At 63.1% G+C, this 25,244-nt stretch carries 27 protein-coding genes; 14 read left to right on the top strand and 13 right to left on the bottom strand.

Translation table 11 applies throughout. The features are described from left to right. Positions 1-11: 11 nt before the first annotated feature. Both IM737_RS13800 and IM737_RS13795 read left to right on the top strand, forming a co-directional pair. Positions 12-503: a DUF2852 domain-containing protein gene (locus tag IM737_RS13800; RefSeq protein WP_236894531.1), complete on the top strand. Its 492-nt coding sequence runs from the start codon at positions 12-14 to the stop codon at positions 501-503. A 174-nt stretch (positions 504-677) separates the two neighbouring features. Then, the gene (locus tag IM737_RS13795) at positions 678-1,538 is read left to right on the top strand and encodes a DUF2927 domain-containing protein (protein ID WP_236894530.1); all 861 of its coding nucleotides are present in this window, start codon (positions 678-680) and stop codon (positions 1,536-1,538) included. Between the two features lie 49 nt (positions 1,539-1,587). Here IM737_RS13795 and IM737_RS13790 read toward each other — a convergent pair whose 3' ends face one another. Genes IM737_RS13790 through IM737_RS13775 form a run of 4 tightly spaced genes read right to left on the bottom strand, consistent with a single transcriptional unit; the run spans position 1,588 to position 4,456 of the window. After that, positions 1,588-2,481, bottom strand: a complete 894-nt coding sequence (locus IM737_RS13790) for a ribokinase (protein WP_236894529.1) — start codon at positions 2,479-2,481, stop codon at positions 1,588-1,590. Beyond that, complete coding sequence (locus tag IM737_RS13785; RefSeq protein WP_236894528.1) at positions 2,478-3,017, bottom strand: DUF1697 domain-containing protein; 540 nt, start codon at positions 3,015-3,017, stop codon at positions 2,478-2,480. The genes IM737_RS13790 and IM737_RS13785 overlap by 4 nt, the downstream gene beginning before the upstream one ends. Then, complete coding sequence (locus IM737_RS13780; protein WP_236894527.1) at positions 3,017-3,613, bottom strand: YdeI/OmpD-associated family protein; 597 nt, start codon at positions 3,611-3,613, stop codon at positions 3,017-3,019. Before IM737_RS13780 ends, IM737_RS13785 begins: the two co-directional genes overlap by 1 nt. A 3-nt stretch (positions 3,614-3,616) precedes the next feature. Then, positions 3,617-4,456, bottom strand: coding sequence for an arylamine N-acetyltransferase family protein (locus tag IM737_RS13775; RefSeq protein WP_236894526.1), 840 nt, complete (start codon positions 4,454-4,456; stop codon positions 3,617-3,619). 100 nt (positions 4,457-4,556) lie between these two features. Here IM737_RS13775 and IM737_RS13770 point away from each other — a divergent pair, with 100 nt between their 5' ends. Continuing rightward, on the top strand, positions 4,557-5,072 hold the full coding sequence (locus IM737_RS13770) for a hypothetical protein (RefSeq protein ID WP_236894525.1): 516 nt from the start codon (positions 4,557-4,559) through the stop codon (positions 5,070-5,072). 5 nt (positions 5,073-5,077) lie between these two features. Here the strand turns inward: IM737_RS13770 and IM737_RS13765 are convergent, their stop codons facing one another. Continuing rightward, positions 5,078-5,755, bottom strand: coding sequence for a methyltransferase (locus tag IM737_RS13765; protein ID WP_236894524.1), 678 nt, complete (start codon positions 5,753-5,755; stop codon positions 5,078-5,080). A 95-nt stretch (positions 5,756-5,850) separates the two neighbouring features. Then, positions 5,851-6,228, bottom strand: coding sequence for an iron response transcriptional regulator IrrA (gene irrA, locus IM737_RS13760; RefSeq protein WP_236899927.1), 378 nt, complete (start codon positions 6,226-6,228; stop codon positions 5,851-5,853). A gap of 255 nt (positions 6,229-6,483) precedes the next feature. Here irrA and fabA point away from each other — a divergent pair, with 255 nt between their 5' ends. Both fabA and fabB read left to right on the top strand, forming a co-directional pair. Next, complete coding sequence (gene fabA / locus IM737_RS13755) at positions 6,484-7,014, top strand: 3-hydroxyacyl-[acyl-carrier-protein] dehydratase FabA (RefSeq protein WP_236894523.1); 531 nt, start codon at positions 6,484-6,486, stop codon at positions 7,012-7,014. Between the two features lie 86 nt (positions 7,015-7,100). Then, positions 7,101-8,327 (top strand): beta-ketoacyl-ACP synthase I, encoded by a 1,227-nt coding sequence (fabB, locus tag IM737_RS13750; protein ID WP_236894522.1) that lies wholly within the window; start codon positions 7,101-7,103, stop codon positions 8,325-8,327. Between the two features lie 137 nt (positions 8,328-8,464). On the opposite strand, the gene IM737_RS13745 is transcribed toward fabB, so the two are convergent. The 6 genes from IM737_RS13745 to ubiE form a co-directional block, all read right to left on the bottom strand. Beyond that, positions 8,465-9,187, bottom strand: coding sequence for a HesA/MoeB/ThiF family protein (locus IM737_RS13745; protein ID WP_236894521.1), 723 nt, complete (start codon positions 9,185-9,187; stop codon positions 8,465-8,467). Further along, the gene (locus IM737_RS13740) at positions 9,177-9,893 is read right to left on the bottom strand and encodes a DUF2259 domain-containing protein (protein WP_236894520.1); all 717 of its coding nucleotides are present in this window, start codon (positions 9,891-9,893) and stop codon (positions 9,177-9,179) included. Before IM737_RS13740 ends, IM737_RS13745 begins: the two co-directional genes overlap by 11 nt. After that, on the bottom strand, positions 9,874-10,335 hold the full coding sequence (dut, locus tag IM737_RS13735; protein WP_236894519.1) for a dUTP diphosphatase: 462 nt from the start codon (positions 10,333-10,335) through the stop codon (positions 9,874-9,876). Before dut ends, IM737_RS13740 begins: the two co-directional genes overlap by 20 nt. Then, positions 10,335-10,943 carry a hypothetical protein gene (locus IM737_RS13730; protein WP_236894518.1) on the bottom strand — a complete coding sequence of 203 codons (609 nt, stop codon included), beginning with the start codon at positions 10,941-10,943 and terminating at the stop codon, positions 10,335-10,337. Before IM737_RS13730 ends, dut begins: the two co-directional genes overlap by 1 nt. 61 nt (positions 10,944-11,004) lie before the next feature. Beyond that, on the bottom strand, positions 11,005-12,555 hold the full coding sequence (gene ubiB, locus IM737_RS13725; protein WP_236894517.1) for a 2-polyprenylphenol 6-hydroxylase: 1,551 nt from the start codon (positions 12,553-12,555) through the stop codon (positions 11,005-11,007). Positions 12,556-12,559: 4 nt separating this feature from the next. Then, positions 12,560-13,324 (bottom strand): bifunctional demethylmenaquinone methyltransferase/2-methoxy-6-polyprenyl-1,4-benzoquinol methylase UbiE, encoded by a 765-nt coding sequence (gene ubiE / locus IM737_RS13720; protein ID WP_236894516.1) that lies wholly within the window; start codon positions 13,322-13,324, stop codon positions 12,560-12,562. A 95-nt stretch (positions 13,325-13,419) separates the two neighbouring features. Here ubiE and mutM point away from each other — a divergent pair, with 95 nt between their 5' ends. The 3 genes from mutM to dnaA all read left to right on the top strand — a co-directional run bounded on the left by mutM (position 13,420) and on the right by dnaA (position 17,236). After that, a complete protein-coding gene (gene mutM, locus IM737_RS13715) occupies positions 13,420-14,307 on the top strand; it encodes a bifunctional DNA-formamidopyrimidine glycosylase/DNA-(apurinic or apyrimidinic site) lyase (RefSeq protein WP_236894515.1) in 888 nt (295 codons plus the stop codon). A gap of 311 nt (positions 14,308-14,618) precedes the next feature. Further along, positions 14,619-14,885 (top strand): 30S ribosomal protein S20, encoded by a 267-nt coding sequence (rpsT, locus tag IM737_RS13710; protein WP_137150333.1) that lies wholly within the window; start codon positions 14,619-14,621, stop codon positions 14,883-14,885. An 899-nt stretch (positions 14,886-15,784) separates the two neighbouring features. Next, a complete protein-coding gene (gene dnaA / locus IM737_RS13705; protein ID WP_236894514.1) occupies positions 15,785-17,236 on the top strand; it encodes a chromosomal replication initiator protein DnaA in 1,452 nt (483 codons plus the stop codon). A gap of 137 nt (positions 17,237-17,373) precedes the next feature. Here dnaA and IM737_RS13700 read toward each other — a convergent pair whose 3' ends face one another. Continuing rightward, the gene (locus IM737_RS13700; RefSeq protein WP_236894513.1) at positions 17,374-18,222 is read right to left on the bottom strand and encodes an SDR family NAD(P)-dependent oxidoreductase; all 849 of its coding nucleotides are present in this window, start codon (positions 18,220-18,222) and stop codon (positions 17,374-17,376) included. A gap of 201 nt (positions 18,223-18,423) precedes the next feature. Between IM737_RS13700 and dnaN the strand changes: the two genes are divergently transcribed. From dnaN to IM737_RS13670, 6 genes are all read left to right on the top strand, one after another. Continuing rightward, entirely contained in the window at positions 18,424-19,545 is a 1,122-nt protein-coding gene (gene dnaN, locus IM737_RS13695; protein WP_236894512.1) for a DNA polymerase III subunit beta, read from the top strand. 147 nt (positions 19,546-19,692) lie between these two features. Beyond that, positions 19,693-20,805 carry a DNA replication/repair protein RecF gene (gene recF, locus IM737_RS13690; protein ID WP_236894511.1) on the top strand — a complete coding sequence of 371 codons (1,113 nt, stop codon included), beginning with the start codon at positions 19,693-19,695 and terminating at the stop codon, positions 20,803-20,805. A 103-nt stretch (positions 20,806-20,908) separates the two neighbouring features. Next, complete coding sequence (gene gyrB / locus IM737_RS13685) at positions 20,909-23,362, top strand: DNA topoisomerase (ATP-hydrolyzing) subunit B (RefSeq protein WP_236894510.1); 2,454 nt, start codon at positions 20,909-20,911, stop codon at positions 23,360-23,362. A 68-nt stretch (positions 23,363-23,430) separates the two neighbouring features. Next, positions 23,431-23,691, top strand: coding sequence for a CopG family ribbon-helix-helix protein (locus IM737_RS13680; protein WP_236894509.1), 261 nt, complete (start codon positions 23,431-23,433; stop codon positions 23,689-23,691). Then, positions 23,691-23,999, top strand: a complete 309-nt coding sequence (locus tag IM737_RS13675) for a type II toxin-antitoxin system RelE/ParE family toxin (RefSeq protein ID WP_236894508.1) — start codon at positions 23,691-23,693, stop codon at positions 23,997-23,999. The genes IM737_RS13680 and IM737_RS13675 overlap by 1 nt, the downstream gene beginning before the upstream one ends. Before the next feature lie 125 nt (positions 24,000-24,124). Next, a complete protein-coding gene (locus IM737_RS13670) occupies positions 24,125-25,147 on the top strand; it encodes an LLM class flavin-dependent oxidoreductase (RefSeq protein WP_236894507.1) in 1,023 nt (340 codons plus the stop codon). Positions 25,148-25,244: the final 97 nt, after the last annotated feature.

The following is a 25,244-nucleotide window of genomic DNA, read 5'->3' as shown; positions in this document are numbered from 1 at the left end:
GTGAAACCGAAATGACCACAGCAATCATCAAACCTCAATGGTCCCCGCTGACCATCGCCCTCATGGTTCTGGGCTTTATCTTGTTCTGGCCGATTGGCCTGGCCGTCCTCGGCTACATCCTCTGGGGTGAAAAGTTCGGCGGCTCGCCGGAAAAGGCCCAGGCCTACTTCAACAAGGGCAAAGCCTGGTGCAGCTCCAACAAGCATGCACATCGCGGCTGGAACAACCACAGGAGCTACGGCATGAACTCGAGCGGCAATGCAGCCTTTGACGACTACCGTGCCGAACAGCTCAAGCGCCTCGAAGAAGAACGCGCCCGCCTCGACGCCGAGATCGATGCCTTCCACGAATACATGGCCAACCTCAACAAGGCCAAGGATCGCGAAGAGTTCGATCGCTTCATGAACGAGCGCCGCGGCACCCGCCAGGGCTATACCGAGCCCAAGCCGGAGCAGAATAACGGCGATCAGAACAACAATGGCTGGGGCAACAATAACGGCTAAGCCCTCCCGCGAGGTGCGCGCTCCGCGCGCATCCTTCGCCAACCAGACTCCCACCTCCCTGAAGCCGGTCGTTCCCAACGACTGAACTGGCGCCCCGCAATGGGCGCCATTTTTGTTCGGACAGTCAGTCCGTCCGGCTATATCTCTTTCATCAGCTATTGGGGGGAAGACACTATGGCTCGACTGTCGCGCTTGGTTTCGGTTGCCGGCCTCGCCTTGGCGCTGATGGGTGCGCCGGCCTGGGCCGCCTGCAATGTGGCTCTTTCGCCCGCCGATATCGAGCGCGCCGCATCCATCGCCATCGGCTCCGAATATGGCGATGGCGGCGGCGGCATTAACAAGTGGCGCGACGAGATCACGGTCGGGCTATCCGGCGACTGGTCGAAGCAGGATCGCGACACGCTGGAACACGTCATTGCCGAACTGAGCCTGCTGATCGCTCCAACGCGCATCCGGTTGGTGGAAAGCGATCCGGAAATGCTGGTGCAGTTTGCGCCGGTGGATGATTTCCCCAAACTCAATCCCAACTATGTCCCGGTCAACTACGGCTTCTTCTGGCTGATGTTCGATCGCAGCGGTCTCTATGATGCGCAGGTGCTGATTTCGACCACCGGGCTGACGCGCGCCGAGACCGATCACATCATTCGCGAGGAGATCACCCAGTCGCTGGGCATGGCCAATGACCTGAACGATCAGTCCGACAGTATTTTCTATGGTCCCTGGACCGACATCCAGGACTATTCGGCATCCGACACGCGCGTCATCCGCGCGCTCTACTGTGCCGACGTGGCCCATGGCATGTTGCCCGCCGACTTCCGGCGCGTGTTGGCCACTGAGGCCGCGCCGCCCACGCCATCCCAGATAGAAGCGCTGCAACGGGTCCTGATCGCGCGAGGCCATGAAATCGCCCGGGCCGATGGCGTGGTGGGTGACGATACCAGCGCCGCCATTGCGACCGAACAGCAGGCGCTCGGCTTTTACGCCGATGGCGTGCCCAATCTGGGGCTGATGGTCCGGCTCAAGGCCAAGTCCTGACGAGAAGACGGGCCCGCTCCTGTCGCCGGACGTTCAGCGGTGCCGCGCACTAGCCCATTGCCGCCGCGACTTCACGCGCCATCGGAATGGCCGGCTGCGCGCCCGGCTTGAGGCAGGCTAGGCTGGCGGCGACTGCCGCGCGCTTCATTGCGGCCTCTAGGTCCAAGCCCGCATCGAGCCCCGCGGCGAGATAGCCGCAGAAGGTGTCGCCAGCGCCGACCGTATCGACCGGCTTTATCGGCAAAGCCGCCACCTGGATGGCCCTGCCTTCCGCGGTCACTGCCCGCGCACCATCGCCACCCAGCGTGACGATGACAGTCTGGTGGTGCATGCTGGCCCAGTCGGCCATGGCTGCGTCGAGTTCGGCCACGCCGCGACCGGTCAGCAGGGCAAATTCGGTCTCGTTGGCGATGAGGATGCTGGCCTTGGGCGCCAGTTGCGCGGTCGTATCGAGGAAGGGCGCGGTGTTGAGGATGGTGGTGATGCCCTGCGCTTTGCCGATATCGAGCGCCCGTTCGGTGGCTACCTGAGGAATCTCCTGTTGCAGCAGCATGACGCCGCCGCGGACACCGGCCAGCGCCTTGTCGGCATCATCAGCGGTCATCGCGCCATTGGCGCCCGGCAGGATGGCGATGACATTCTCGCCGTGGCTGTCCACGAAGATCATGGCTATGCCGGTTGCGCCATCGACGACCTTCATCGCCGAGAGGTCGACACCGCCGTCGCGTAGCAGGGCTAAAGCCAGATCGGCAAAGGCATCCTTGCCGACGCCCGACACGTGGCGAACCTCTGCACCCGCACGGCGGGCGGCCAGCGCCTGGTTGGCGCCCTTGCCACCGGCGGCCATCGAGAAGGTGCCGCCGGCCACCGTCTCGCCCGGCTTGGGCAGGCGGCTGACGGTGCCGATCTGGTCGAGGTTGGTGGAGCCGAAAACGGTGATCATGCGAGCATCTTCTCTATCGTGTTCCAGTTGCGCATGGTGTCGAGGTGGTCTTTACCCAGCCTGGCATAAAGCGGCTTGAGCGCATCCTCGACGCCTTCGGTATAGCGGCCATTGGGGCGGCGATATCCGACGACATAGAGGTCGCGGGTATCGATGCGAAAGATTTCGGTATCGCCGGGCATGCCGTGCAGCGTGATGCCCTTTGGCAGTGGCCCATCGGACATCAGCACATGCCGGGTTGCATCGGCCTTGGGATCGAGACTGGCAAAGGGCCGGCTGTCGAGCATGGCCTTGAGCTCGGCCTCAGAGCGCAGCACGACGCCGACCGCGAAACCGAACTGGGCCTCGATGGCCGCTTCCATCCTGGCCTTGATGGCCTCGCCCTTGCCCTCGCCACTGAAGCGCACATTGCCACTGGCGACCACGGTCTTGATATCGGCAAAGCCCACGGCTTCGAGACATGTCTTGAGCTCGGCCATCTTGATCTGGCGCCTGCCCAGGTTGATGCCGCGCAAAAAGGCAAACCAGGTCGCCATCACGCCTTCGCCTTCTGTGGATAGATGGTCTCACCCTTTTCCAGCATCTCCACAAAGCCGGCGATCTTGCGGGCCCGTGCCGCGGGGGTCTTGAGGGCGATCGTGCGATAGATCAGCGCGAAGCGGTTCTGGGCGGTCAGCGTGCGGTAGAATTCACTGGCTGCCGGGCTGGCCTCGATCGCGGCCAGCAGGTCATCCGGCGCGTCCATGGTCGTCCGGTAGGATGCGTCCCAGCGCCCATCGACCTTTGCGAGTTCGACATGCTTCAGGCCATGTTCGGTCATTTTGCCTTCGTCGACCAGCCTGGCAACATTGGTCTTGTTGACATCGCTCCAGGCGCTTTTCTTGCCGCGATGGGTGTAGCGCTGCACGAAGCTCTCGTCGTCCCAGCTCTTGCGGATGGCGTCGATCCAGCCCCAGCACAGCACGACGTCGATGGCTTCGACTGCCGAGATCGTCTCGATACCGCTGGCCTTCTTGAAGATGCGGATCCACACCTCGTCTTCGCTGGCATGGTGCTGGGCCAGCCAATCGTAGAACGCGTCCTTGGTGGCGAATTCGCGGACCTTTGCCGGATCGACATGGACTGGCGGCAAGGCTCAGCCCCCCTGCGGAGGGGGCGGGGCTGCGGCTTGCAGGATGCGCTCGAACGCCCGGTTCAAGCGTTCATCCTGAGACAGGCTCAGGCCGAACTCTTCCTTGAGTACAGTCTGGAGCGCGTCGATCCCGATAATCTCGCGCTGCTGCTTCTCGCCACCGACAGGCTGGATCGTCAGCCGTGTATTGTGAAGCTTGATCCGTCTGCCGCTCGGGGACAGGGCAACGCGCAGTTCACCGACCATGGGCGAAGCTGGGCCGGTCGCCATGGCCAGGTTGACCGCGTCGATCCGGTCCTGATCGATCGGATCGAGGTTGAAGCCATAGACGGGTCGCCACTCCTCGTCGATCTGAACTTCGAGCACCCATTCGGGGTCGCCACCGACCAGACGGAATGTTTCATGCGGGGTCGCCTGCTCGGCACCGGCGCGCAGGCGGAGCGGGGTCGTCAGGGTCAGGCCGCCATGGCCGACATCGGCGAGGTAATTCTGCCCGCTGATGTCCACCAGCAGAACCAGATGGCTTGGTTTGACATTGTCCGGGTTGGTCCACAGCCCTTGCGCCAGCAACGGTCGAACGCTGTAGTCCAGGTCCTGCAGCATGCGCATGAGCAGCAGGTTGTGCTCGAAACAGTAGCCACCGCGCCGATCTGCAAGCAGCTTGCGTTCGAGGTCAGGCTGCTCCAGCGACACCGTGTCACCCATCAGGGGGGACAGATTCTCAAAGGCGATCACCGCCGGATGCAAGGCGTGGATGAGTTCGAGGGTGCTCAAGGTCGGGGCGATCGAACCCGCAAAGCCGATTCGCTCGAAATAGGCGTTGAGATTAACCTTTTGGCTCATCGACCACCCTTGCCGCTGTTTCCCGCGGGCGCAATATGGCGATGCGCATCGGCCTTGTCACCTTGGCCGCGGGCGATTTCATCTCCCGGAGGGACTGGACATGGGCCTTTTCGACTGGATCACCGGCTCCAAATCAGCACCGGCGGGAGTCGCCAGACGGCCCGCCGCAACGCTGCGCCAGGCGCTGCTGGACAGCAACCGCGACACGGCTCCCTTCCTCATTCGTGACGGTGCGCCCGAGGGCTGCGACCTGGTCGCCGAATGGAAGATCGTCGATGCGCGCTGGTACGAGATCTTCGCCAAGGCCAGCCTCACCAAGGTGTTCAAGGTGCTGATGAAGCTCGACGAGGCCAAGGGCGAGGTTCGGGCCGTCGACCAAGAATGGACTGTGGAGTGGCGCGCCGGCGTGCCGACCCTGTCGCTCAGCGTCGAAACCTTCCGCGGCCAGAAGACGGAATTCAGCTTCGGCACCGCCTATGCCTTCAAGGAAGACCTCTCCGGCTACGGCAAAGTCTACCAATACAAGTTCGCGACAAACGAGATCAAAGACCCACTGGTCGCGGTAGCCCAGCAGAACGGCTGGGGCTGGAAGGGCGTGGCGTTCGGGAAGCTCTAACGCTGTCAGTCGGCATAAGCGACCCAGCCCCTGAAGCTCAGCGCGGCGTAGAACAGGCTGACGCCGGAAAACCCGGCCTCGCGCAGCATGCCCTCCTCCTCGTCCGGCGCCAGGATGGACAGCCTCGTGCCAATGGCCAGCTGCGCCGCCTCCAGCTGTGCTTCGCTGGTGCCCGGCGCCGCCGGCCATCGGACATGCCGCGCGATCCATTGCGACCGCTCCGGCTCGGTCTGCGGGAAGCTGATATGGGCCAGCACCAGCGGCGCACCGGGTTTGAGGCGGCGACGGAGCTGCCTGAGTGTATCGAGACGTTCATTCCTCGGGATGAAATGGAAAGTGAGCAGGCTCACGGCGCCATCGAACGGGCCGTCCGGCGCGACATCCACATAGCCGTGATGCAGCTGCACGCGATCGATGGCTGATCCGACCGTCTCCCGGGCCAAAGTCAGCATGTCGGCAGAGGGGTCGGCGCCATCGAACGACCAGCCAGGATGCTGCTCCGCCAGTGCTTTCAGCTCAAGTCCGCCACCCGCACCCAGGACGAGGACCCCACCATCGGCCGGGACGCGCTCGGCCAGCAGCATCGACACCATGCGGTGCAGATCGGCAAAGCCAGGCACCTGCCGCGGCGGGCCATCCGCATAGGAAGGGTTGGCGTGGGTTCCGAAGGCATTGGGTTTCATGACCTGCAATCCGATAATGTAACTTACATAGTAACATTATCGGGCATAGGCTAGCCAAGGTCCTGCAGATCCCGAATAGATTGGCTGCCTAAGTCTTAGGCCTGCGCCTTGCGCACCCGGATGACCACGTCGACGTGGCTCACCTTCATGCCCTTGGGGGCTTCGGGCAGGCTCAGGAACTCGACCGAGGAGGCGGGGATATCGATCATCCGCTGCTCGTCTTCGACATAGAAGTGGTGGTGGTCGGAGGTATCGGTATCGAAATAGGACCGCGAGGCATCGACCGCCACTTCGCGCAGCAGGCCCGCTTCGTGGAACTGGTGCAGCGTATTGTAGATGGTGGCCAGCGACACGCCGACGCGGGCCTCGGTGGCTTCGCCATGCAATTGCTCGGCGCTGACATGGCGATGCGGGCCACCGAACAGCAGCTCGGCCAGGGCAACGCGCTGGCGGGTCGGACGGAGACCGGCCATGCGCAGCACTGCGGTCAGACAGGGCTTGCGCGACGGAAGTGACCGGGCGGTCTGGGTACGATCAGTCATTGGGTCCTTGGAAATACGAGCAAAGGGCCGGAAAGTGCTGCGTTCCTTATAGTCATGGCGGAATTTTCACACAAGCGGCACGGGCGCCGCAGGTAAACGTTTCACCCAATGGTGCATGGGGCTTCGGCTTGACCCTCCCAGCACGCCCCTATACGAGACAAAGCAAGGTTAATTGGGGTTGCATGCATGGCCGAACGGCAGAGCGCATTTGGGTATGAAGAGCTTTTGGCCCATGGCCGTGGCGAGTTGCCGGGACAGGGCGATGCCCGCCTGCCGGCTCCGCCCATGCTGATGTTTGATCGCATTACCCAGATCGACGAGACCGGCGGCGCCTACGGCAAGGGCATGGTGCGCGCCGAACTCGACGTCAATCCGGACCTCTGGTTCTTCAAGTGCCACTTCATCGGCGATCCGGTGATGCCGGGCTGCCTGGGCCTCGATGCCGTCTGGCAGATGACCGGCTTTTTCCTCAGCTGGATCGGCCAGCCCGGCAAGGGTCGCGCCCTGGGTGGCGAGATCAAGTTCACCGGCCAGGTGACTGACGACGTCAAGTTGGTCGAATACGGTATCGACCTCAAGCGCGTGATGAAGGGCCGCCTGACGCTGGGCATCGCCGATGGCTGGGTCAAGGCTGACGGCAAGGTGATCTACGAGGCGGCCAACCTGCGTGTGGGCCTGTTTACCGACGCCCAGATGAAAGCCGAACAGGTCGCCTGACCGGCCTTCATTGTGCTGGGTTTTGAACCATATAATGAGGCGCCTGCGCAAAAGGCGCCCAAACAAGACGACGGAGCGAGGCCAAGATGAGACGAGTTGTCGTCACCGGCATGGGTATCATTTCCTCGATCGGCAATAGCCTGGACGAGGTCACGGCAAGCCTGCGTGCCGCCAAGCCAGGCATCGTGGCCGCCCCAGATTATGCCGAGCTGGGCTTTCGCAGCCAGGTCAAGGGCGACCCCAATCTCGATCCGTTCGAAATCCTCGATCGCCGTGTCACCCGCTTCATGGGCAAGGGCGCGGCCTGGAACTACCTCGCCATGCAACAGGCCATTGCCGATGCGGGCCTGCAGGAATCCGACATTTCCAACCCGATGACCGGCATCGTCATGGGTTCGGGTGGCGCATCGACCCGCACAATCGTCGAAGCAGCTGATATCACCCGCAAGAATACCAGCCCCAAGCGCATCGGACCGCTGGCCGTGCCCAAGGCCATGGGCTCGACGGCCTCGGCAACGCTAGCCACGCCCTTCGGCATCAAGGGTATCAACTATACGATCACCGCCGCCTGCGCGACGTCCAAGCATTGCATCGGCAATGCCATGGAACAGATCATCATGGGCAAACAGGACATCGTGTTTGCCGGTGGCCACGAGGATCTCGACTGGACGCTGTCTGACCTGTTTGACGCCATGGGCGCCATGAGCTCGGACTTCAACGAAACCCCGGCCAAGGCCAGCCGATGCTATGACGCAGCGCGCGACGGCTTCGTAATTTCCGGCGGCGCCGGCGTGCTGGTGCTGGAAGAATACGAGCATGCCAAGGCGCGCGGCGCCAGGATCTGGGCCGAGCTGATCGGCTATGGCGCAACCTCGGATGGCCTCGACATGGTCGCCCCGTCCGGCGAAGGCGCCGAGCGCTGCATGCGCATGGCGCTCAAGAATGTTGGCCCGAAGGTCGACTACATCAACCCGCATGCCACCTCGACCCCAGTGGGCGACCTGCGCGAGATCGAAGCGATCCGCGCGCTCTTCGGCAACGAGGACAAGTGCCCGCCCATCGCCGCGACCAAGTCGCTGACCGGCCACAGCCAGGGCGCCACAGGCGTGCATGAATCGATTTATTCGATCCTGATGATGAAACACCGCTTCATCGCCGAAAGCGCCAATATCGAGACGCTCGACCCGGCGTTTGAGGATATGCCGATCGTGCGGCAGCGGCGCGACGACGTGGACCTGGGCGTCGTGCTATCCAATTCTTTCGGCTTCGGCGGCACCAATGCCGCGCTGGTGTTCAAGCATCCGGATGCGTAGTGGCACGCCCTCGTGGTTCGAGGCGCTGAAGAAGCGCACCTCACCATGAGGGCTACTGAAACACTAAATCCAGAGTAGCCTTCATGGTGAGGTGCGAGCTCTTCGCGAGCCTCGAACCACGAGGGCGTGGCACTTGCCTAATACGAGAACTCTGAAAACCGCCCGCCTTTACCATCGTAAGTCAGCACGCGCCCGATCAGCGGCTCACCAATCCCCGTGATCAGTTTCAGCGCCTCCATGGCCATCAGCGTGCCGATGACGCCGGTGAGCGGACCCAGTATCCCGGTCGCCTCGCAACTCGGCAGGTCCTCGTCATTGGCCTCGGCGGGATAGAGGTCGCCAAAGCGCGGGCCGCCGGGCGCGAAGACCGTCACCTGGCCGTCGAACATCGACACTGCACCCGATACCAGCGGCAGGCCCACGGTTTCGGCGGCCGAGGCGACGGCGCGTCGCGTGGCGATATTGTCGGTGCCGTCGAGCACCAGGTGGTAGCCGGCGACAATTGTCTCGGCGTTGTCGTCACCAATCCGTTCGCGGTGCAGCACTACGTCCACATGCGGATTGAGCGCATGGACAAAGCGGCCGGCGCTGTCGACCTTGCTGTCGCCAATACCATCGGTGGTGTGGATCATCTGCCGCTGCAGGTTGGACAGTGACACATGATCATTGTCGACCACGCCTAGCGTTCCGACACCCGCGCCAGCCAGATAGGCGATGGCAGGGCTGCCCAGGCCACCGGCTCCGACCACCAGCACCCGCGCAGCCTTCAGCGCCTGCTGGCCGCTGCCGCCTATGCCCTTGAGCACCAGGTGCCGCGAATAGCGACGGGTCTCCTCGGGTGAAAGCGGGTCAGAGGCCAAGCGGCACCGCGATGAAGCGGCGGTCGGGGCCCTCGAAACCGCCTGGATAGACCGAGACGATACCGACGGCATCGCCCATCGAGCCGGCCTGGAACGGCAGCACCACGCCATAGAGCCGATAGGCCATCGGGCAGCCGCGCGAGCGCGGCAGCGTCGCGTCGCGGTGCAACAGGCGCTCATTGCCGTTGTCGCTGATGCTGAGCTCATAGCCCAGCGGATCGATACCGAACCATTCCTGGCAGGGCGAAGCGGCCTTGGCGGCGAAACTGGAGAGCTGCAGCTCGTAATCGCCCGAGACATCGCCTGGAGTGTAGGCAGGCACCCCGAAGCGTAGCGTCTGCGCATCGCTACCGGGCGTACCGTCGCCGATCAGCGCCGCGATCTCGACCGGCACGTTGATATCGAGCGTCTCGATATCGTCGGCGGCCTGTAGCTGAACTTCGGCGCGAATCTGGCTGAGGCTGACCGTCTCGTCATCGGCCTGGATGCGGATGGGGGTCCCGACCACCCAGGTATCGTTGCTGAGGTCCACGATATAGATGCTCGAATAGGCGAAGCCGGAGCCATCCTGGATGCCGTATTCCTCGAAGGCGAAATAGCGGCTGTCATCGGAAAAACCGATAAAGTCTATGACCGCCCGATCGCCCGCAAAGGCAGACGTAACGGTTATCAGCATAGCAAACAGACTAGCGCCCAGTCGAACCATGCCCGCCATCTCCCCGGTCAGTTGCATCAAGACTTGCGACTTCGATCAGAACCACTTTGCTCACCGGCGCCACGACCATCTGCGCGATACGCTCGCCACGGCGAACTACGAAGGCTTCCTTGCCATGGTTGATCAACAGAACCATGACTTCGCCGCGATAATCGGCGTCGACCGTGCCGGGGCTGTTGAGCACCGTCACGCCATGTCTGGCGGCAAGCCCGGACCGCGGTCTGACCTGGGCTTCGAAACCGTCGGGCAGCGCAATGGCGAGTCCGGTGGGAATCTTGGCGTAGTCGCCGGGCAATATGCTGATGGCCTCGCCGGCGCCGATCGCGGCCGCCAGGTCGAGACCGGCCGCGCCGGATGTCTGCTGCCGTGGCAAGGGAAGTCCCTGTCCATGGGGCAACCAGATCAGCTCGACGGAAACGCTGCTGTCAGGCATCAGGGCGCCCGCACCACGGCATAGAGTTCGTCGGGCAGTTCCGCCGTACCGTTGATCAGGTCGAGAAACTGGATCTCCGACTCCGCCGATGTCTTGTCCTCAGACAGCGTCATGTTGGTCTCGGTGACCTCGGCGCCGGAGAAGCGGACGGTGATGCCATGGCCCTTGAAGAAGGCTTCGACCATTGCCTTGGTTTCTTCGTCTATGCCCTCGTCGGCGCCGACCTCGTCCCGCATTTCGGCGGTGGGTAGCGACACCCGGACCAGTCCTGGCCCGGCGCTGGCAAAGGTGATGGTCGGCTCGTCATTGCCGAAGGTCAGCCTGGCAAACTTGCCTTCCTCGACGATCACGCAGGTGGCGGTGCCATCGGCATTCTTGGTAAGGTCGCCATCGGCGCAAAAATCGTCGTCCTTGGGGGCGTCGGCCTCGGTCTCGGACGCACTCATCTTGACCATGGAATAGAAGTCGGCGCCCATCACCTGGGTCATCGTCGCCCTGGCGGTAGTCTCGCTGGTCAGCACGACATCGACCTCGGCATCGATGCAGCCAGCCAGCGCGCCAGCCAGCAGCATCGTCGCGGCGAGCTTGCCGATGGATATAAGGTTCATGGTGACGCTCCCGACCTAGTGCGAGGCAATCTAGGGCTAAGTCATTGACGCGGCAAGCGGGCTACCATGACGGCATGGTGATCAGCCGCCAGAGCAGGGCGACGAACGTCGCGCCGACGACACCAATCAGCCCCAGCAGCGCCCAGCGCATCAGTCCGTCGTGCTGGCGATGCTTGTTGGCATGATAATCGGCCAAAGCCAGTTCGGCCTGCGCCAGAATCACCGGCACGCGACCAGCCGCCTCGGCAATGGTCTTGGCATGATCCTTGAGGTCGGCGATGCGACCCATAGGGCCCGCCTCCTTGCGCAGCCAGTCGCCAACCACCGGCTCGGCCACGGTCCAGATGTCGAGCGCCGGATCGAGCGCCCGCGCCACGCCCTCCACCAGCACCATGGATTTCTGCAGCAGCACCAGCTCAGGGCGGGTCTGCATATTGAACAGATCGGTGATGACAAAGAGCTGGCCCAGCACTCGCGCCATCGAGATATCGGTGGCCGTGCGGCCATGCAGCGGCTCGCCGATGGAGCGGATGGCGAGGGCAAAGTCGTCGACCGACTGGTCCTTGGGCACATAGCCGATATCGAAATGCCGCTCGGCCACCAGGCGATAATCCCTGACGATGAAGCCATAGAGGATGTCGGCAAGGAAGCGGCGTTCCTTGCGGTTGATGCGGCCCATGATGCCGAAGTCGACCGCGATCACATCGCCCGTTCGCGGATCGGCGAAGAGATTGCCCGGATGCATGTCGGCATGGAAGAAGCCATCGCGGATGGCGTGCTTGAGGAAGCTCTGCAGCAACGTCGCCGCCAGCGCCTTGCGATCCACCCCGGCGGCTTCGAGCGCGGCATGGTCGCGGATCGGGATGCCATCGACCCAGGATGTGGTCAGCACATTCTGCGCCACATGATCCCAGCTCACCGTGGGGATGACGAAGCCGGTATCGTCCTTGATATTCTCGGCCATCTCGGAAATGGCCGCCGCCTCGAGGCGAAGGTCCAGCTCCAGCCGGGCGGAGCGATCGAGCGTTTCAACGACCTCGACCGGCTTGAGGCGCTTGGTGGAGCGCACAAGACGATTGGCCAGCCTTGCTGCCGCATAGAAGCTCTCGATATCGGCCATGAAGCGCTGCTGCACACCAGGGCGGAGTATCTTGACCGCAACGGTCTTGGGCAAGCCATCGGCCGGACGCAGCTTGGCCCGATGCACCTGGGCGATAGACGCTGCGGCAATGGGCGGGCTGAGCTCGGTGAGTTCTGCCGCCTTGCCTTCAAGCGCCTCGATCAAGATGGCCGGGACTAAAGCCGGATCGAACGGCTCCATCTTGTCCTGCAGGCCCGCCAGGTCATTGGCGATATCGGCGCCGACCACATCGGGACGGGTCGCCAGCGTCTGGCCGAATTTGACATAGGTCGGCCCGAGTCGGTTCAGGGCCTTGTTGAGGCGCTCGACATGTCCGGTCTTGCGCACACTGGGCCGCTCGATCAACCGCCCGAGCCAGATGCCGAGCTTGAGCGGCGGCGGCAAATCCTTGGCGGAGATGATGGACAGCGCACCTTCCCGGGCCAGGACATAGCCGGCTCGGGCAAGGCGGAAATAGGCAGGGATCAGCATCCGGCTAAATCTTCCATCCCGAAAACAACGCCGCGATGTTGCCGCTGAACGGGGTGTGCTTCACCCGCTTGAAGCCGGCCTGAGCAAGCATCGACTGAAACAGCGGCGGGCTGGGGAACTTGCGGATGGATTCGACCAGATACTGATAGGGCTGGGCGTCGCCGGTGACCAGCTTGCCCATGGGCGGGATCACGCGGTCCGAGAAGGCCTTATAGATGGAATCGAAACCGGGCACGTCGACCTGGCTGAATTCGAGCACCAGGATACGGCCGCCGCGTTTGAGCACGCGATGCGCCTCGCCCAGCGCCTGCTGGATGCGCGGCACGTTGCGGATGCCGAAGGCGATCGTATAGGCGTCAAAGCTGTTATCGGCGAAGGGCAGTTCCTCGGCATTGGCCTCGACGAAGCTGGCCTGCGCCGGATAACGCCAGCTCTTCGCCCGCTCGGCGCCCACCCGCAGCATGTCCGCATTGATGTCGGACACGACCACCTCGGCATAGCCCACCGAGGCGTTGACGATGCGCTCGGCGACATCGCCGGTGCCACCAGCCATGTCGAGCACGCGGTAGCCGCGCGAACCGTTCTTGGGCGGCGCCAGGTCGGCCACCATGGCATCCTTCCAGATGCGGTGAATGCCGCCGCTCATCAGGTCGTTCATCAGGTCGTAGCGGTCGGCAACGTCGTGGAAGACCTTATTGACCAGGCCCTGCTTGTCGTCCAGCGCCACGGTCTGCTCGCCGAAATGGGTGGTTTCTTGCGCGTTGGTCATGGCGGACGCCCTGCTACTGTCTGATTGCGGCGCACCATATAGAAGCGATATTGGCTTTGCCATGGCGCAAAGCCGCACAGGTAAAGAGGTCTTTCATGCCCGAACTGCCAGAGGTCGAAACCGTCCGCCGCGGGCTCGAACCGTGGCTGGAAGGGGCGCGGATCGACAAGGTTACGCTCAACCGGAAAGACCTGCGCTTTCCCTTTCCCGAGGGCCTGGCCAAGGAGATCGAGGGCGCGACCATCGTTTCGGTGGCGCGGCGGGCCAAATATCTGCTGATCAAGCTCGACAACGGCAAGACGGTGCTGAGCCATCTGGGCATGACCGGCTCCTGGCGCTTCATGGAGCATTCCATCGACAAGCCACCGCGCTACTACGAGCCGGGCACCGAGCCCAAGCATGACCACATGGTCTGGGACATCTTCCATCCCACGCATGGCAAGAGCCACCTGATCTATGCCGATCCGCGCCGCTTCGGCTTTGTCGATCTCTTCGATGATCCGGCGGACAGCGAGTATCTCAAAGGCCTCGGCCCCGAGCCGCTGGGCAATGATTTCAATGCCGACGAAATGGCTGCCGCCTTTGGGGGCAAGAAGGCGCCGATCAAGGCCGCCCTGCTCGACCAGCGGGTGGTGGCAGGCCTGGGCAATATCTATGTCGCCGAAGCTCTACATCGATCGCATATCCTGCCGACCGTGCTGGCCGGCACGCTGGTCACAGCAAAGGGCAAGCCCAAGGCTGCGCTGGAGGACCTGGCGCATGCGGTGCGGCAAGTGCTGGTGGAGGCGATCGAGGTGGGTGGGTCGACGTTGCGCGACTTCAGGAATGCCGAGGGTGGCTCGGGCTATTTTCAGCATCGGTTCGCCGTCTATAACCGGGAGGGTGAGCCTTGCCCGACGCCGCTGTGCACGGGGATAGTGGAGCGCATCGTACAGTCGGGGCGATCGACGTTCTTCTGCCCGGTATGTCAGAAGGCGCCTTAGGATGGGTGCGCTGTAGCGCCAACAAACGCGATCGTCACCCTCGGGCTTGACCCGAGGGCTCTACACTTGCGGAGCGCTTGGTAGGTACAGGGCCCTCGGGTCAAGCCCGAGGGTGACGGCCGGTGGGCGGGCAGGCATGGGCCGAAGGCACGCCGCATAGCCACTGCCCCCTGATTCCAGTTGACGCTCGCCCCCTCATCCCCTATAGACCGCCCAACTTGGCGGCAGTCGATGTGCCGCCGATTTCATTTCATCCCGGTCGCCTGTGCCATCAGTGCGCTTTCGGCCGGTTGGACGCCAAGAGGACCGTTATGGCCAATACGCCGTCAGCCAAGAAGGCTACCCGCAAGATCGAAGCCCGCACCGCGGTCAACAAGTCGCGCCGCTCGCGCGTCCGCACCTTCATCCGCAAGGTTGAAGAGGCCATCGTTGCCGGCGATCACAAGCTTGCCATGGAAGCCCTGGCTGTCGCCGCTCCCGAGATCAACCGCGCTGCGACCAAGGGCATCGTTCATGCCAATCTGGCCGCCCGCAAGGTCAGCCGCCTCAATAGCCGTGTCAAGGCGCTCAGCGCCTGATTGACCCCGTCGCGGCGCCTTGACGGGCGGCCAGCGGCAAGACGAAACTGGGCTCCGCGAGGAGCCCATTTTGTTTGTATGGTAGGCGCGCAAGGTTTTTCCGATTTGATGCGTATGTGTCAACGACGTGACACAACCCAAATGGGTGGCACTGAAACTGCCTGAAGGCAGTTTCGATAGTTCCGTCAACCACTTGCGGGAAAGTCGGACATTCTTCGAAGCGTCATCAAGACAGTTATGTCAGCAAATTTGGGACCGCGAGGAAATATATTTTTTACCTCTCGGCGACCCTGTGTGACGGGAATCTGCGTTGAGTCACAGAGCCTTGGTTTGAGGGCTTTTTGATGGGGACCGGGGTCAAAAATCAGAACCTCGGAGTCAAGCCCCCATTTTGAAGATAAGCCGGTTGCGGGGCCAAAATCGTCCCTCTAAAGTGATCTCGTCAGCTTGAATTAGGACGCCATGGACGAGCGTTCAAACGAGGTGACATGGTCATTTTCGGGGCGTCGTTTTTTAGCTGGTTCCAGCGTTGGCTGGAGCAGTTTGAGTTGGTGAAGGTTGGGTTAGCCGTCGGTCCGGGCAGGGCTGGCGCAAGTTAGTAAGACGCCGGCCGGACGAGGCCGGGTTCACGACAGAGTTGAGTGCGACGCTGGTGGGTCAAACCACCGGACAGGAATGTTGTGCCCGTGGAAGCGGGCGCAGGGGCGAAGCCATGCAAGCCGGACCAGAAGGGTCTGCCCATGGCAATCAAGGCAACAAAATGCCGGCGGACTTTGCGGGCCGACCGGACTATGGAAATGGGGCTACCAATGATGCGACAGGCGACCGCCGGAAGGGATGATTGGGCTCGAACCAATCAACCGTCCTCCACCACGATCAGCAAAGGCGAAACTCCTGTCATGACCACATCCGATTCCACCGAAGGCCAGCGCGAGCTCTGGACCAGGGTGAGGGCCCGGATCAAGGCATCGGTCGGCATGGATGTGTTCACCTCGTGGTTCGCCAGCCTCGAACTCGAAGAGATCGTCGATGACGTGGTGCATCTGTCGGCGCCCACCCGCTTCCTGTGCTCCTGGGTGCAGTCCAACTATGCCGAGCGCCTGCTTGAAGCCTTCCGTCAGGACGACGAGACCATCGGCCGGGTGCAGGTGACCCTGCGCGTCAATGGCCAGGCCCGCCCGCGCGTTGCCCAGCCCGCTGCGGCTCAGCCCGTTACGGAAGCCCCAGCCTCTACGAGCGCTGCTGCGCCCCAGGCGCCGGCCATGCCGCGCCTTATCCGCGACAATACCGCCACCAAGGGCGATGCCCTTTCCGGCAGCGCCATCGATGCGCGCATGACCTTCGACAATTTCGTGGCCGGCGAAGCCAATGAGATGGCCTTCGGCGTCGCCAAGCAGATCGCCAATGCCGCCGCCAACAACACCGTGACCTTCAATCCGGTCTATATCCATTCGACGGTGGGCCTGGGCAAATCGCACCTGCTCAATGCCATTGCCCATGCCGTGCAGTCGGCCGATGCCAGCAAGAACATCGTCTATCTGACCGCAGACCACTTCATGTACCATTTCATCACCGCCGTGCAGCGCCAGTCGGCGCTGGGCTTCAAGGAATGGCTGCGCCGCGTCGACCTGCTGCTCATCGACGACATGCAGTTCCTGCAGGGCAAGTCGGCCACAGAATTCGGTCACACGCTGGGCACGCTGCTCACCGGCGCCAAGCAGGTCGTGGTGGCCGGCGATGCGCCGCCGCGCGATCTCGAAATGCTCGACGAGCGCGTGCGCTCGCGCCTCTCGGGTGGCCTCGTCGTACCGATCTCCGGCTTCGACCTCGAGCTGCGCCGCGCGATCGTACAGCGCCGCGCCGACTATTCCACCGCCCGCTACGGCATGCATTTCCCGGCGCCTGTGATCGACTATATCGCCCGCGCCGTGATCAGCCATGGCCGCGACCTCGATGGCGCCGTCAACCGCCTCGTCGCCGCCAACCAGCTGACCGGCGAACTGATCACCGTGCCGCTGGCCGAAAAAACGCTCGGCGACCTGATCCGCTCGCGCGAAGCCCGTCGCGTCCGTATCGAGGATATCCTCAAGATCGTCAGCCGCCACTACAAGGTACCGCGCAACGAACTGCTGTCAGCCCGCCGCTCGCGCGACGTCGTCCGCCCGCGCCAGATCGCCATGTTCCTCGCCAAGGCCCTGACCTCGCGCTCCCTGCCCGAAATCGGCCGTCGCTTCGGCGGCCGCGACCACACGACGGTCCTGCATTCGGTCCGCAAGGTCGAGCAGATGATCAAGGACGACGTGGAACTGGCGCAGGAAATCGAATTGTTGAAGCGCATGCTAGAGGAATAGGGGCGCGCCCTCGTGGTTCGAGGCGCTGAAGAAAGCGCACCTCACCATGAGGGCTACTCCACCGCCGGTCCTATTGAGACCTCATGGTGAGGTGCGAGTCCCTACGAGCCTCGAACCACGAGGTCGGGATCCCAGAGCTATCCACTTGGCAGCTCGCCCTTCATAAACTCCGCAAACTTATCCTTCCACTCCGGATGCCAGCGCGACAAAGCCGGCCTGTCCTCGATGATATCCTTCGCATTCCACAGGATGCGCTTGTGATCCATCTCATTGGGCGTTTCGTCATCCGGGCAGAGGATGAAAAAGCCATTGTGGGCGATGGCCTGTTCCATGAAATCCACGACCTGCTCGGGCAGCCAGGCTCCCGGACGATGTTCGGCCTCGCCCGTCGTGGTCCATCCAGGGATCAGCAGATGCGCACTAACCTTTCCGCCCGCCCGCTCGCGCAGGTCGCGCGCCAGGTTCTGCGTATAGGCGTTGAGTGCCGCCTTGGAGGTATTGTAGGCGGGATTGCCCGGCGGATTGGTCAGACCCTGCTTGGAGCCGGTATTGACGATGACCCCCGCATGCTCGGCCTTCAGCATGCCGGGGAGGAAGGCCTGCACGCCATTGACCGGGCCGAGCACATTGATGGCCATGGTCCGCTGCCAGTTCTCGATCGGGTCGAGAATGCCGCCGGCGCCGCCCGCTACGAAATAGGCGGCGTTGTTCATCAGCAGCGTCGGACTGCCCCAGGCGGCTCCCACCTGTTGCGCTAGGGCGGTCATCGCTGCGGCATCGGCGACATCGATGATTTCGGACCAGACATTGTCCGCCCCGACAACCGCCGCCAGCTCGGCGGTCGTGGCGGCCAGCTTGGCCGCGTTGACATCGAGCAGCACGATGCGCATCCCGGCACCGGCCGCCTCGCGGGCCGCTGCGCGCCCGATACCACTAGCGCCACCTGTAATAACGGCGATCCCGCCGGGGACAAAACTTTCGGCCATGCTGCAGTCTCCTCAGTCAAATCTGTCGCTGCGAGTCTAGCCCAAGTCCGGCGACGGCGACATCACGCCACAAGCAACTGAAATCGGGGATTTCCGCCCTGCCGGGGCCCGCGTGCCCTTGCTAATCCGTTCACAAATTGTAAATGTCCAACCCCCGGCATGCCGGGGTTTTGCCGTCGCGTACCGCCAGGAAGTTGCCGCATGAAAGTCACGCTCGAACGCAATCATCTGCTCAAGTCGCTGAGCCATGTGCACCGGGTTGTGGAGCGGCGGAATACCTATCCGATCTTGGCCAACGTGCTGTTCAAGGCCAGCGACGACAAGGTCGAGCTGCGCGCCACTGACCTCGATATCGAGGTGACCGAAAGCGTACCGGCCATGGTGTCGACCGCGGGCACCACCACGGTGCCGGCCCATACGCTCTACGAAATCGTCCGCAAGCTTTCCGATGGCGCCGAAGTGCGCCTCGAAACCGATGGCGGCGAGAACATGGTTCTCACCTCCGGTCGTTCGCGCTTCAACCTCGCCTGCCTGAGCCCCGACAGCTTTCCCGACTTGAAGTCCGGCGCATTCGGCCACGAATTCACGATGCCGGCCTCGGCCCTGCGCGAACTGATCGAGCGCACCCAGTTCGCCATCTCCAACGAAGAGACGCGCTACTACCTCAACGGCATCTATTTCCACACCGTCGACATCACGGGGACGGGCACGGTCCTCCGCGCCGTGGCCACCGATGGCCACCGCATGGCGCGCGCCGAGATCGAGGCTCCCGCTGGTGCCAAGGGCATGCCCGGCATCATCGTGCCCAAGAAGACCGTGGGCGAAGTGCAGAAGCTGCTTGATGGCGCCGAGGGCGACGTCGCGGTGGAAGTCTCCGACACCAAGATCCGCTTCACGGTGGGCTCGGTCGTGCTGCTGTCGAAGCTCATCGAAGGCACCTTCCCCGATTACGACCGCGTGACGCCCAAGAACAACGACAAGCAGATGAATGTCGACCGCGCCAGCTTCGCCACCGCCGTCGATCGCGTCTCGACTATTGCCTCGGAACGCGGCGGCAAGGCCGTCAAGCTCCAGGCCAAGGATGGGTTGCTGGAACTGTCGGTGACCAATCCCGACCACGGCACGGCCAGCGAAGAGCTGGCTGTCGAGTTCGACACCGACGGCTTCGAGATCGGCTTCAACGCCCGCTATCTGCTCGACATTATCGGCCAGATCCGCAGCGAGAGCGCGGTGTTCATGTTCAACGACGCGGGTTCCCCGACTTTGGTCAAGGACGACGGCGAGACGCGGGCGCTGTATGTGCTGATGCCGATGCGCGTTTGAGGTATAGGGGCACGCCCTCGTGGTTCGAGGGTCGCTTCGCTCCCGCCTCACCATGAGGGCTACTCGGACACCATCCATCAGGAGCCCTCATGGTGAGGTGCGAGCTCTTCGCGAGCCTCGAACCACGAGGGCGGCGAACTCAAAACCATGACCCGCCACCTCTCCCGCATCCGCCTCACCGCCTTCCGCAACTACACGGCGGCTGCGCTCGACCTCGATTCCCGCCATGTCGTCCTCACCGGCCCCAATGGTTCGGGCAAAACCAACCTGCTCGAAGCCATTTCCGTGCTCTCGCCCGGCCGCGGCCTGCGCGGCGCGAGTTTCGAGACCCTGCAATCCCATGGCAGCGATACCGGCTGGGCGGTCGCGGCGACCGTCGAGACCGATGATGGCCCCTCCGATATCGGCACCGGCGCATCTCCCGAAGGCGGCCGCCGGGTGCGCATCAATGGCGCCAATGCCCGCTCCATCGAGGCGATGAGCGACTATCTGCGCATGCTGTGGCTGACACCATCAATGGATGGCCTGTTCTCCGGCCCCGCGGGCGAGCGCAGGCGCTTTCTCGACCGGCTGGTAACCACTCTCATCCCCAGCCATTCTGCCTCGGTGTCCGACTACGAAAAGGCCATGCGGCAGCGCAACCGGCTGCTCGAGGACAATGGCGATACCGCGTGGCTCTCCGCCATCGAAAACCAGATGGCCGAACTGGGCGCCTCGATCCACCTGGCGCGAACCGATAGCCTCCACCACCTCCAGGCGTTGATCGAACAGAGCCTCGACGACCACAGCTTTCCCGCCGCCCATCTGGCGCTGACGCCGCTGTTCGAGCATGGCACGGAGCCTGCCTCCTCGGCGGCTCTCGAAACCGCGCTCATCGAGACCTGGCGGGCCTCGCGCGGGGTTGATCGGGCCGCTGGACGCACCATATCAGGCCCACACCGCGTCGATCTCGAAGTGACCTATGCCCAAAAGGGCATGCCGGCCGCTCTGGGCTCGACCGGGGAACAGAAAGCCCTCCTGATCGGGCTCATTTTGGCCCATGCCCGCCTCGTCAAACTGCGCACGGCGATCACGCCGTTCCTGCTGCTCGACGAAATCGCTGCCCATCTCGATCCGGACCGCCGCCGGGCGCTGTTTTCGGCCCTCGACGGGCTGGGCACGCAGTGCTTCCTAACCGGCACGGACCGTGTCCTGTTCGAAGCTTTGGGCGAGCGGGCGCAGACCATTACCGTCCGTGACGGACGGCTCACTAAGGACTAGGCGGATACCCCCGGCAAAAGGCCTAGAAAAGCCCATTTTGCTTGGGGTTGCACCCCCGTTCCGCTAGAACGAAACCCTGACGAAAACTACTGATTCGGACCCCATGACCGATAGCGAAATGCCTGACCCGAACGAATACGGCGCTGACAGCATCAAGGTGCTCAAGGGGCTCGACGCGGTACGCAAGCGCCCAGGCATGTATATCGGCGATACCGATGACGGTTCGGGACTGCATCACATGGTCTATGAGGTGGTCGACAACGCCATCGACGAGGCCCTGGCCGGGCATGCGGACCTCGTGACGGTGACGCTCAATGCCGACGGCTCGGTGACTGTCATCGACAATGGCCGCGGCATTCCGACGGGCATCCACAAGGAAGAGGGCATTTCGGCGGCCGAGGTCATCATGACCCAGCTGCATGCCGGCGGTAAGTTCGACCAGAATTCCTACAAGGTTTCCGGTGGCCTGCACGGCGTGGGCGTGTCCGTGGTCAACGCGCTCTCGGCCTGGCTCAAGCTCAAGATCCGCCGCGATGGCGAAATCCACGAAATGAGCTTCACCCACGGCGATGCTGATGCGCCGCTCAAGCAGACCGGCACCTATGTCGAGGACAAGCAGCCGGGCACCTATGACGGCCGCAGCGGCTCGGCCATCACGTTTTTCCCGTCCGACCAGACCTTCACCATGGTGGAGTTCGACTTCAAGACGCTGGAGCACCGCCTGCGCGAGCTGGCTTTCCTCAATTCGGGCGTGCGCATCCATCTCAACGACTTGAGGCATCCCGAGCCTGTCAATACCGAGCTGTTCTACGAGGGAGGTCTGGAAGCCTTCGTGCAGTATCTCGACAAGTCCAAGACCGCCGTGGTCGATCGCCCGATCACCATGATATCGGAGAAGGACGGCATCACCGTCGAAGTCGCCTTGCAGTGGAACGACAGCTACCACGAGAACGTGCTGTGCTTCACCAACAACATCCCGCAGCGCGATGGTGGCACCCATCTGGCCGGCCTGCGTGGGGCGCTGACGCGCCAGGTGGTCGGCTATGCCGAAAGCTCCGGCATCGCCAAGCGCGAAAAGGTGACCATGACGGGTGACGACACCCGCGAGGGTCTTACATGTGTGCTGTCCGTAAAGGTGCCTGACCCCAAGTTCAGCTCGCAGACCAAGGACAAGCTGGTCTCGTCCGAAGTCCGCCCTGTCGTCGAAAACATCGTCAACGACAAGCTTGGCCAGTGGTTCGAGGAACACCCGGCCGAGGCCAAGATTATCGTCGGCAAGGTTGCGGAAGCCGCCGCCGCCCGCGAGGCCGCCCGCAAGGCGCGCGAACTGACCCGCCGCAAGGGCGCACTCGAAATCTCGTCCCTGCCCGGCAAGCTCGCCGATTGCCAGGAACGCGATCCAGCCAAGTCGGAGATTTTCATCGTCGAGGGTGACTCGGCTGGTGGCTCGGCCAAGCAGGGGCGCGACCGCTCCAACCAGGCGGTGTTGCCGCTGCGTGGCAAGATCCTCAACGTCGAGCGCGCCCGCTTTGATCGCATGATCTCGTCCGAGCAGGTCGGCACGCTGATCACGGCACTTGGCACCGGTATCGGCCGCGAAGAGTTCAACGCCGACAAGCTGCGCTACCACAAGATCATCATCATGACCGACGCCGACGTGGACGGCGCCCATATCCGCACGCTGCTGCTGACCTTCTTCTACAGGCAGACGCCCGAGCTGCTGGCACGCGGCCACATCTACATAGCCCAGCCCCCGCTCTACAAAGCCACGCGCGGCCGGTCCGAGCAGTATCTCAAGAACGAGGACGCGCTCAACGACTACCTGATCGAGGCCGGGCTCGAAGACGCCGTCTTCACCACGCGCGATGGCCACCAGCATGCTGGCCCAGACCTGCAGGGCATCGTGCAGCAGGCGCGCCAGATCGTCGCCGCCATCAACAACCTCAACACCCGCTACAACCGGAGTCTCGTCGAGCAGGCCGCCATCGTTGGCGGACTCGATCCCGAAGGCCTCAACGATCCGGACAAGATCGGCGAAGTCATGTCCCGCGTCGGCAACCGGCTCGACCGCATTTCCGACGAATGGGAACAGGGCTGGAGCGGCGAAATCACCGATGGCGACGAACTCGCCTTCTCGCGCACCGTGCGCGGCGTTGCCGAGCGCCACCTGCTCGACAAGGCCCTGCTGCAAAGCGCCGACGCCCGCAAGCTGCGGCAGCTGGCCGAGCGGCTGGACGAGATTTATGGCGGCGTCCCCACGCTCACCCGCAAGGGCGAGACCATCAATATCTACGGCCCGTCGACCCTGTTCAAATCAGTCACCGATGCCGGCCGCAAGGGCGTCAGCCTGCAGCGCTACAAAGGCTTGGGCGAGATGAATGCCTCCCAGCTCTGGGAAACGACGCTCGACCCTAATGCCCGCACCCTGCTCAAGGTCGAAGTCGACCAGACCGACGAAGCCGACCAGATCTTCACCGCCCTGATGGGCGACCTGGTCGAGCCACGCCGCGAGTTTATTCAGGACAATGCGCTCAGCGTGAGCAACCTGGACGTTTGAGGCAACAAAGTCCGATTTGATCCCCAACTCGATTTGTATTACGTTGTAGTACAAATCTGGAGATCGAGATGAGCAAGCCTGTTTTGTCGGATCCGGTTCCTGTGCGCCTGCCGGTCGAGTTGCTCGGCGAGCTTGAGCGGATTGCTGTGGCGTCCGATCGCACCCGCAGCTGGGTGATCGTGCGCGCGCTCAAGCTCTACTTGGCGGGCGAGGGCGCCGAGGTTCTGGCCGTGCTCCATGGCCGGGAGCAAGTCGCTGCCGGTGAGGTGCATGACTTTGATGCGGTGCTTGACGAAGTCGATGCCATCATTCGCGGCAAGGTGGCCTGATGAAGGTTACCCTGTCGGGCAACGCCAGGGCCTATATCAAGCAGGAAACCCAATATTTGCGCGACCGCAGCGCTTCGGGCGCGGCGGCCTTTCGTGAAATCGTGCTCGATGCTCGGGCAATCCTCGCGCGTCATCCCGACAGCGGCCTGACACAATCTGCCATAACGCTGGTTGGCGCCCGACGTCTGGTGCTGCGTGGATACCACTTTGACTACGACGTCACCGACGATGCGGTGGTCATCCTGGCCGTCAGAAGCTCAGTCAATACACCGAGTCCGGACCTAGACGACACGGACGACGATGCCTGAGGTCGTTCAACGATCCAATCCGGTCTGTCACCCCTGACCAGCTTGCGCTCCCGGGCGTGATCACCGATCTATGGATCAAATGACACGACACTCTCGTGCCCCCGATATTGCTAGGTCCAACACCCATGAAAAAGATCGGCTTCCTTTCCTTCGGCCATTGGTCGCCCTCGCCCCAATCCGGCACCCGCTCGGCGGGCGATGCGCTGTTGCAGTCCATCGACTTGGCCGTTGCCGCCGAAGAACTGGGCGCCGACGGCGCCTATTTCCGCGTGCATCACTTTGCCCGCCAGCTCGCCTCGCCCTTCCCGCTGCTGGCTGCGGCAGGCGCGAAAACCAGCAAGATCGAGCTGGGCACCGCCGTGATCGACATGCGCTACGAAAACCCGCTCTACATGGCCGAGGATTCTGGCGCGGCCGATCTTATCTCAGGCGGTCGCCTGCAGCTGGGCATCAGCCGTGGCTCGCCAGAGCAGGTGATCGATGGCTGGCGCTATTTCGGCCAGGCGCCGCAAGATGGGCACGATGATGCCGACATGGCCCGCATCAATGCCGAGATCTATCTCGAGGCGCTGAGAGGTCAGGGCTTTGCCCAGCCCAATCCGCGTCCCATGTTCCCCAATCCGCCTGGCCTGCTGCGGCTCGAACCCTATTCCGAGGGCTTGCGCGAGCGCATCTGGTGGGGTGCGGCCAGCGACGCCACCGCCATCTGGGCGGCGCAGAAGGGCATGAACCTGCAAAGCTCGACGCTGAAATTCGACGAGAGCGGCAAGCCCTTCCACATCCAGCAAGCCGAACAGATCCGCGCCTATCGTGCCGCCTGGAAAGAGGCGGGACATACGCGCGAGCCGCGTGTCTCAGTCAGCCGCTCGATTTTCGCTCTGGTCAACGACATGGACCGCGCCTATTTCGGCACCGGCCGCTCGGAAGAGGACCAGTTCGGCTATATCGAGCCGGAAAAACGCGCCGTGTTCGGTCGCGGCTATACTGGCGAGCCGGATCAATTGATCCGCGATCTGGCCCAGGACGAAGCGATCGCCGAAGCCGATACGCTGCTGCTGACCGTGCCGAACCAGCTCGGCGTCGACTACAATGCGCATGTGATCGAGAGCATTCTCAAACACGTCGCCCCGGCTTTGGGCTGGCGATAGCAGAGCTCGCAGTCGTCTCCCTCCCCCTTGTGGGGAGGGATCAAGGGTGGGGGTAGGCCCCACGCTCAGTGCCCTCAATACCCCCACCCTCATTCCC

It is taken from the genome of Devosia sp. SL43, assembly GCF_021729885.1.
In the GTDB taxonomy this organism is placed as follows: Bacteria; Pseudomonadota; Alphaproteobacteria; order Rhizobiales; family Devosiaceae; genus Devosia.
This window is presented reverse-complemented; position numbering and strand designations above follow the sequence as displayed.

Bases quoted from the DNA above. Each gene is read 5' to 3' on its own strand.
- IM737_RS13790 (WP_236894529.1), bottom strand. From the start codon at position 2,481: ATGATCACCGTTTTCGGCTCCACCAACCTCGACCAGATCGGCACCGTC.
- dut (WP_236894519.1), bottom strand. From the start codon at position 10,335: ATGCCTGACAGCAGCGTTTCCGTCGAGCTGATCTGGTTGCCCCATGGA.
- fabB (WP_236894522.1), top strand. From the start codon at position 7,101: ATGAGACGAGTTGTCGTCACCGGCATGGGTATCATTTCCTCGATCGGC.
- IM737_RS13680 (WP_236894509.1), top strand. From the start codon at position 23,431: ATGAGCAAGCCTGTTTTGTCGGATCCGGTTCCTGTGCGCCTGCCGGTC.
- IM737_RS13740 (WP_236894520.1), bottom strand. From the start codon at position 9,893: ATGGTTCGACTGGGCGCTAGTCTGTTTGCTATGCTGATAACCGTTACG.
- fabA (WP_236894523.1), top strand. From the start codon at position 6,484: ATGGCCGAACGGCAGAGCGCATTTGGGTATGAAGAGCTTTTGGCCCAT.
- IM737_RS13785 (WP_236894528.1), bottom strand. From the start codon at position 3,017: ATGGCGACCTGGTTTGCCTTTTTGCGCGGCATCAACCTGGGCAGGCGC.
- IM737_RS13765 (WP_236894524.1), bottom strand. From the start codon at position 5,755: ATGAAACCCAATGCCTTCGGAACCCACGCCAACCCTTCCTATGCGGAT.
- IM737_RS13775 (WP_236894526.1), bottom strand. From the start codon at position 4,456: ATGAGCCAAAAGGTTAATCTCAACGCCTATTTCGAGCGAATCGGCTTT.
- IM737_RS13770 (WP_236894525.1), top strand. From the start codon at position 4,557: ATGGGCCTTTTCGACTGGATCACCGGCTCCAAATCAGCACCGGCGGGA.
- IM737_RS13675 (WP_236894508.1), top strand. From the start codon at position 23,691: ATGAAGGTTACCCTGTCGGGCAACGCCAGGGCCTATATCAAGCAGGAA.
- ubiE (WP_236894516.1), bottom strand. From the start codon at position 13,324: ATGACCAACGCGCAAGAAACCACCCATTTCGGCGAGCAGACCGTGGCG.
- irrA (WP_236899927.1), bottom strand. From the start codon at position 6,228: ATGGCCGGTCTCCGTCCGACCCGCCAGCGCGTTGCCCTGGCCGAGCTG.
- IM737_RS13795 (WP_236894530.1), top strand. From the start codon at position 678: ATGGCTCGACTGTCGCGCTTGGTTTCGGTTGCCGGCCTCGCCTTGGCG.
- dnaA (WP_236894514.1), top strand. From the start codon at position 15,785: ATGACCACATCCGATTCCACCGAAGGCCAGCGCGAGCTCTGGACCAGG.
- IM737_RS13730 (WP_236894518.1), bottom strand. From the start codon at position 10,943: ATGAACCTTATATCCATCGGCAAGCTCGCCGCGACGATGCTGCTGGCT.
- rpsT (WP_137150333.1), top strand. From the start codon at position 14,619: ATGGCCAATACGCCGTCAGCCAAGAAGGCTACCCGCAAGATCGAAGCC.
- IM737_RS13670 (WP_236894507.1), top strand. From the start codon at position 24,125: ATGAAAAAGATCGGCTTCCTTTCCTTCGGCCATTGGTCGCCCTCGCCC.
- IM737_RS13800 (WP_236894531.1), top strand. From the start codon at position 12: ATGACCACAGCAATCATCAAACCTCAATGGTCCCCGCTGACCATCGCC.
- gyrB (WP_236894510.1), top strand. From the start codon at position 20,909: ATGACCGATAGCGAAATGCCTGACCCGAACGAATACGGCGCTGACAGC.
- recF (WP_236894511.1), top strand. From the start codon at position 19,693: ATGACCCGCCACCTCTCCCGCATCCGCCTCACCGCCTTCCGCAACTAC.
- dnaN (WP_236894512.1), top strand. From the start codon at position 18,424: ATGAAAGTCACGCTCGAACGCAATCATCTGCTCAAGTCGCTGAGCCAT.
- IM737_RS13700 (WP_236894513.1), bottom strand. From the start codon at position 18,222: ATGGCCGAAAGTTTTGTCCCCGGCGGGATCGCCGTTATTACAGGTGGC.
- mutM (WP_236894515.1), top strand. From the start codon at position 13,420: ATGCCCGAACTGCCAGAGGTCGAAACCGTCCGCCGCGGGCTCGAACCG.
- ubiB (WP_236894517.1), bottom strand. From the start codon at position 12,555: ATGCTGATCCCTGCCTATTTCCGCCTTGCCCGAGCCGGCTATGTCCTG.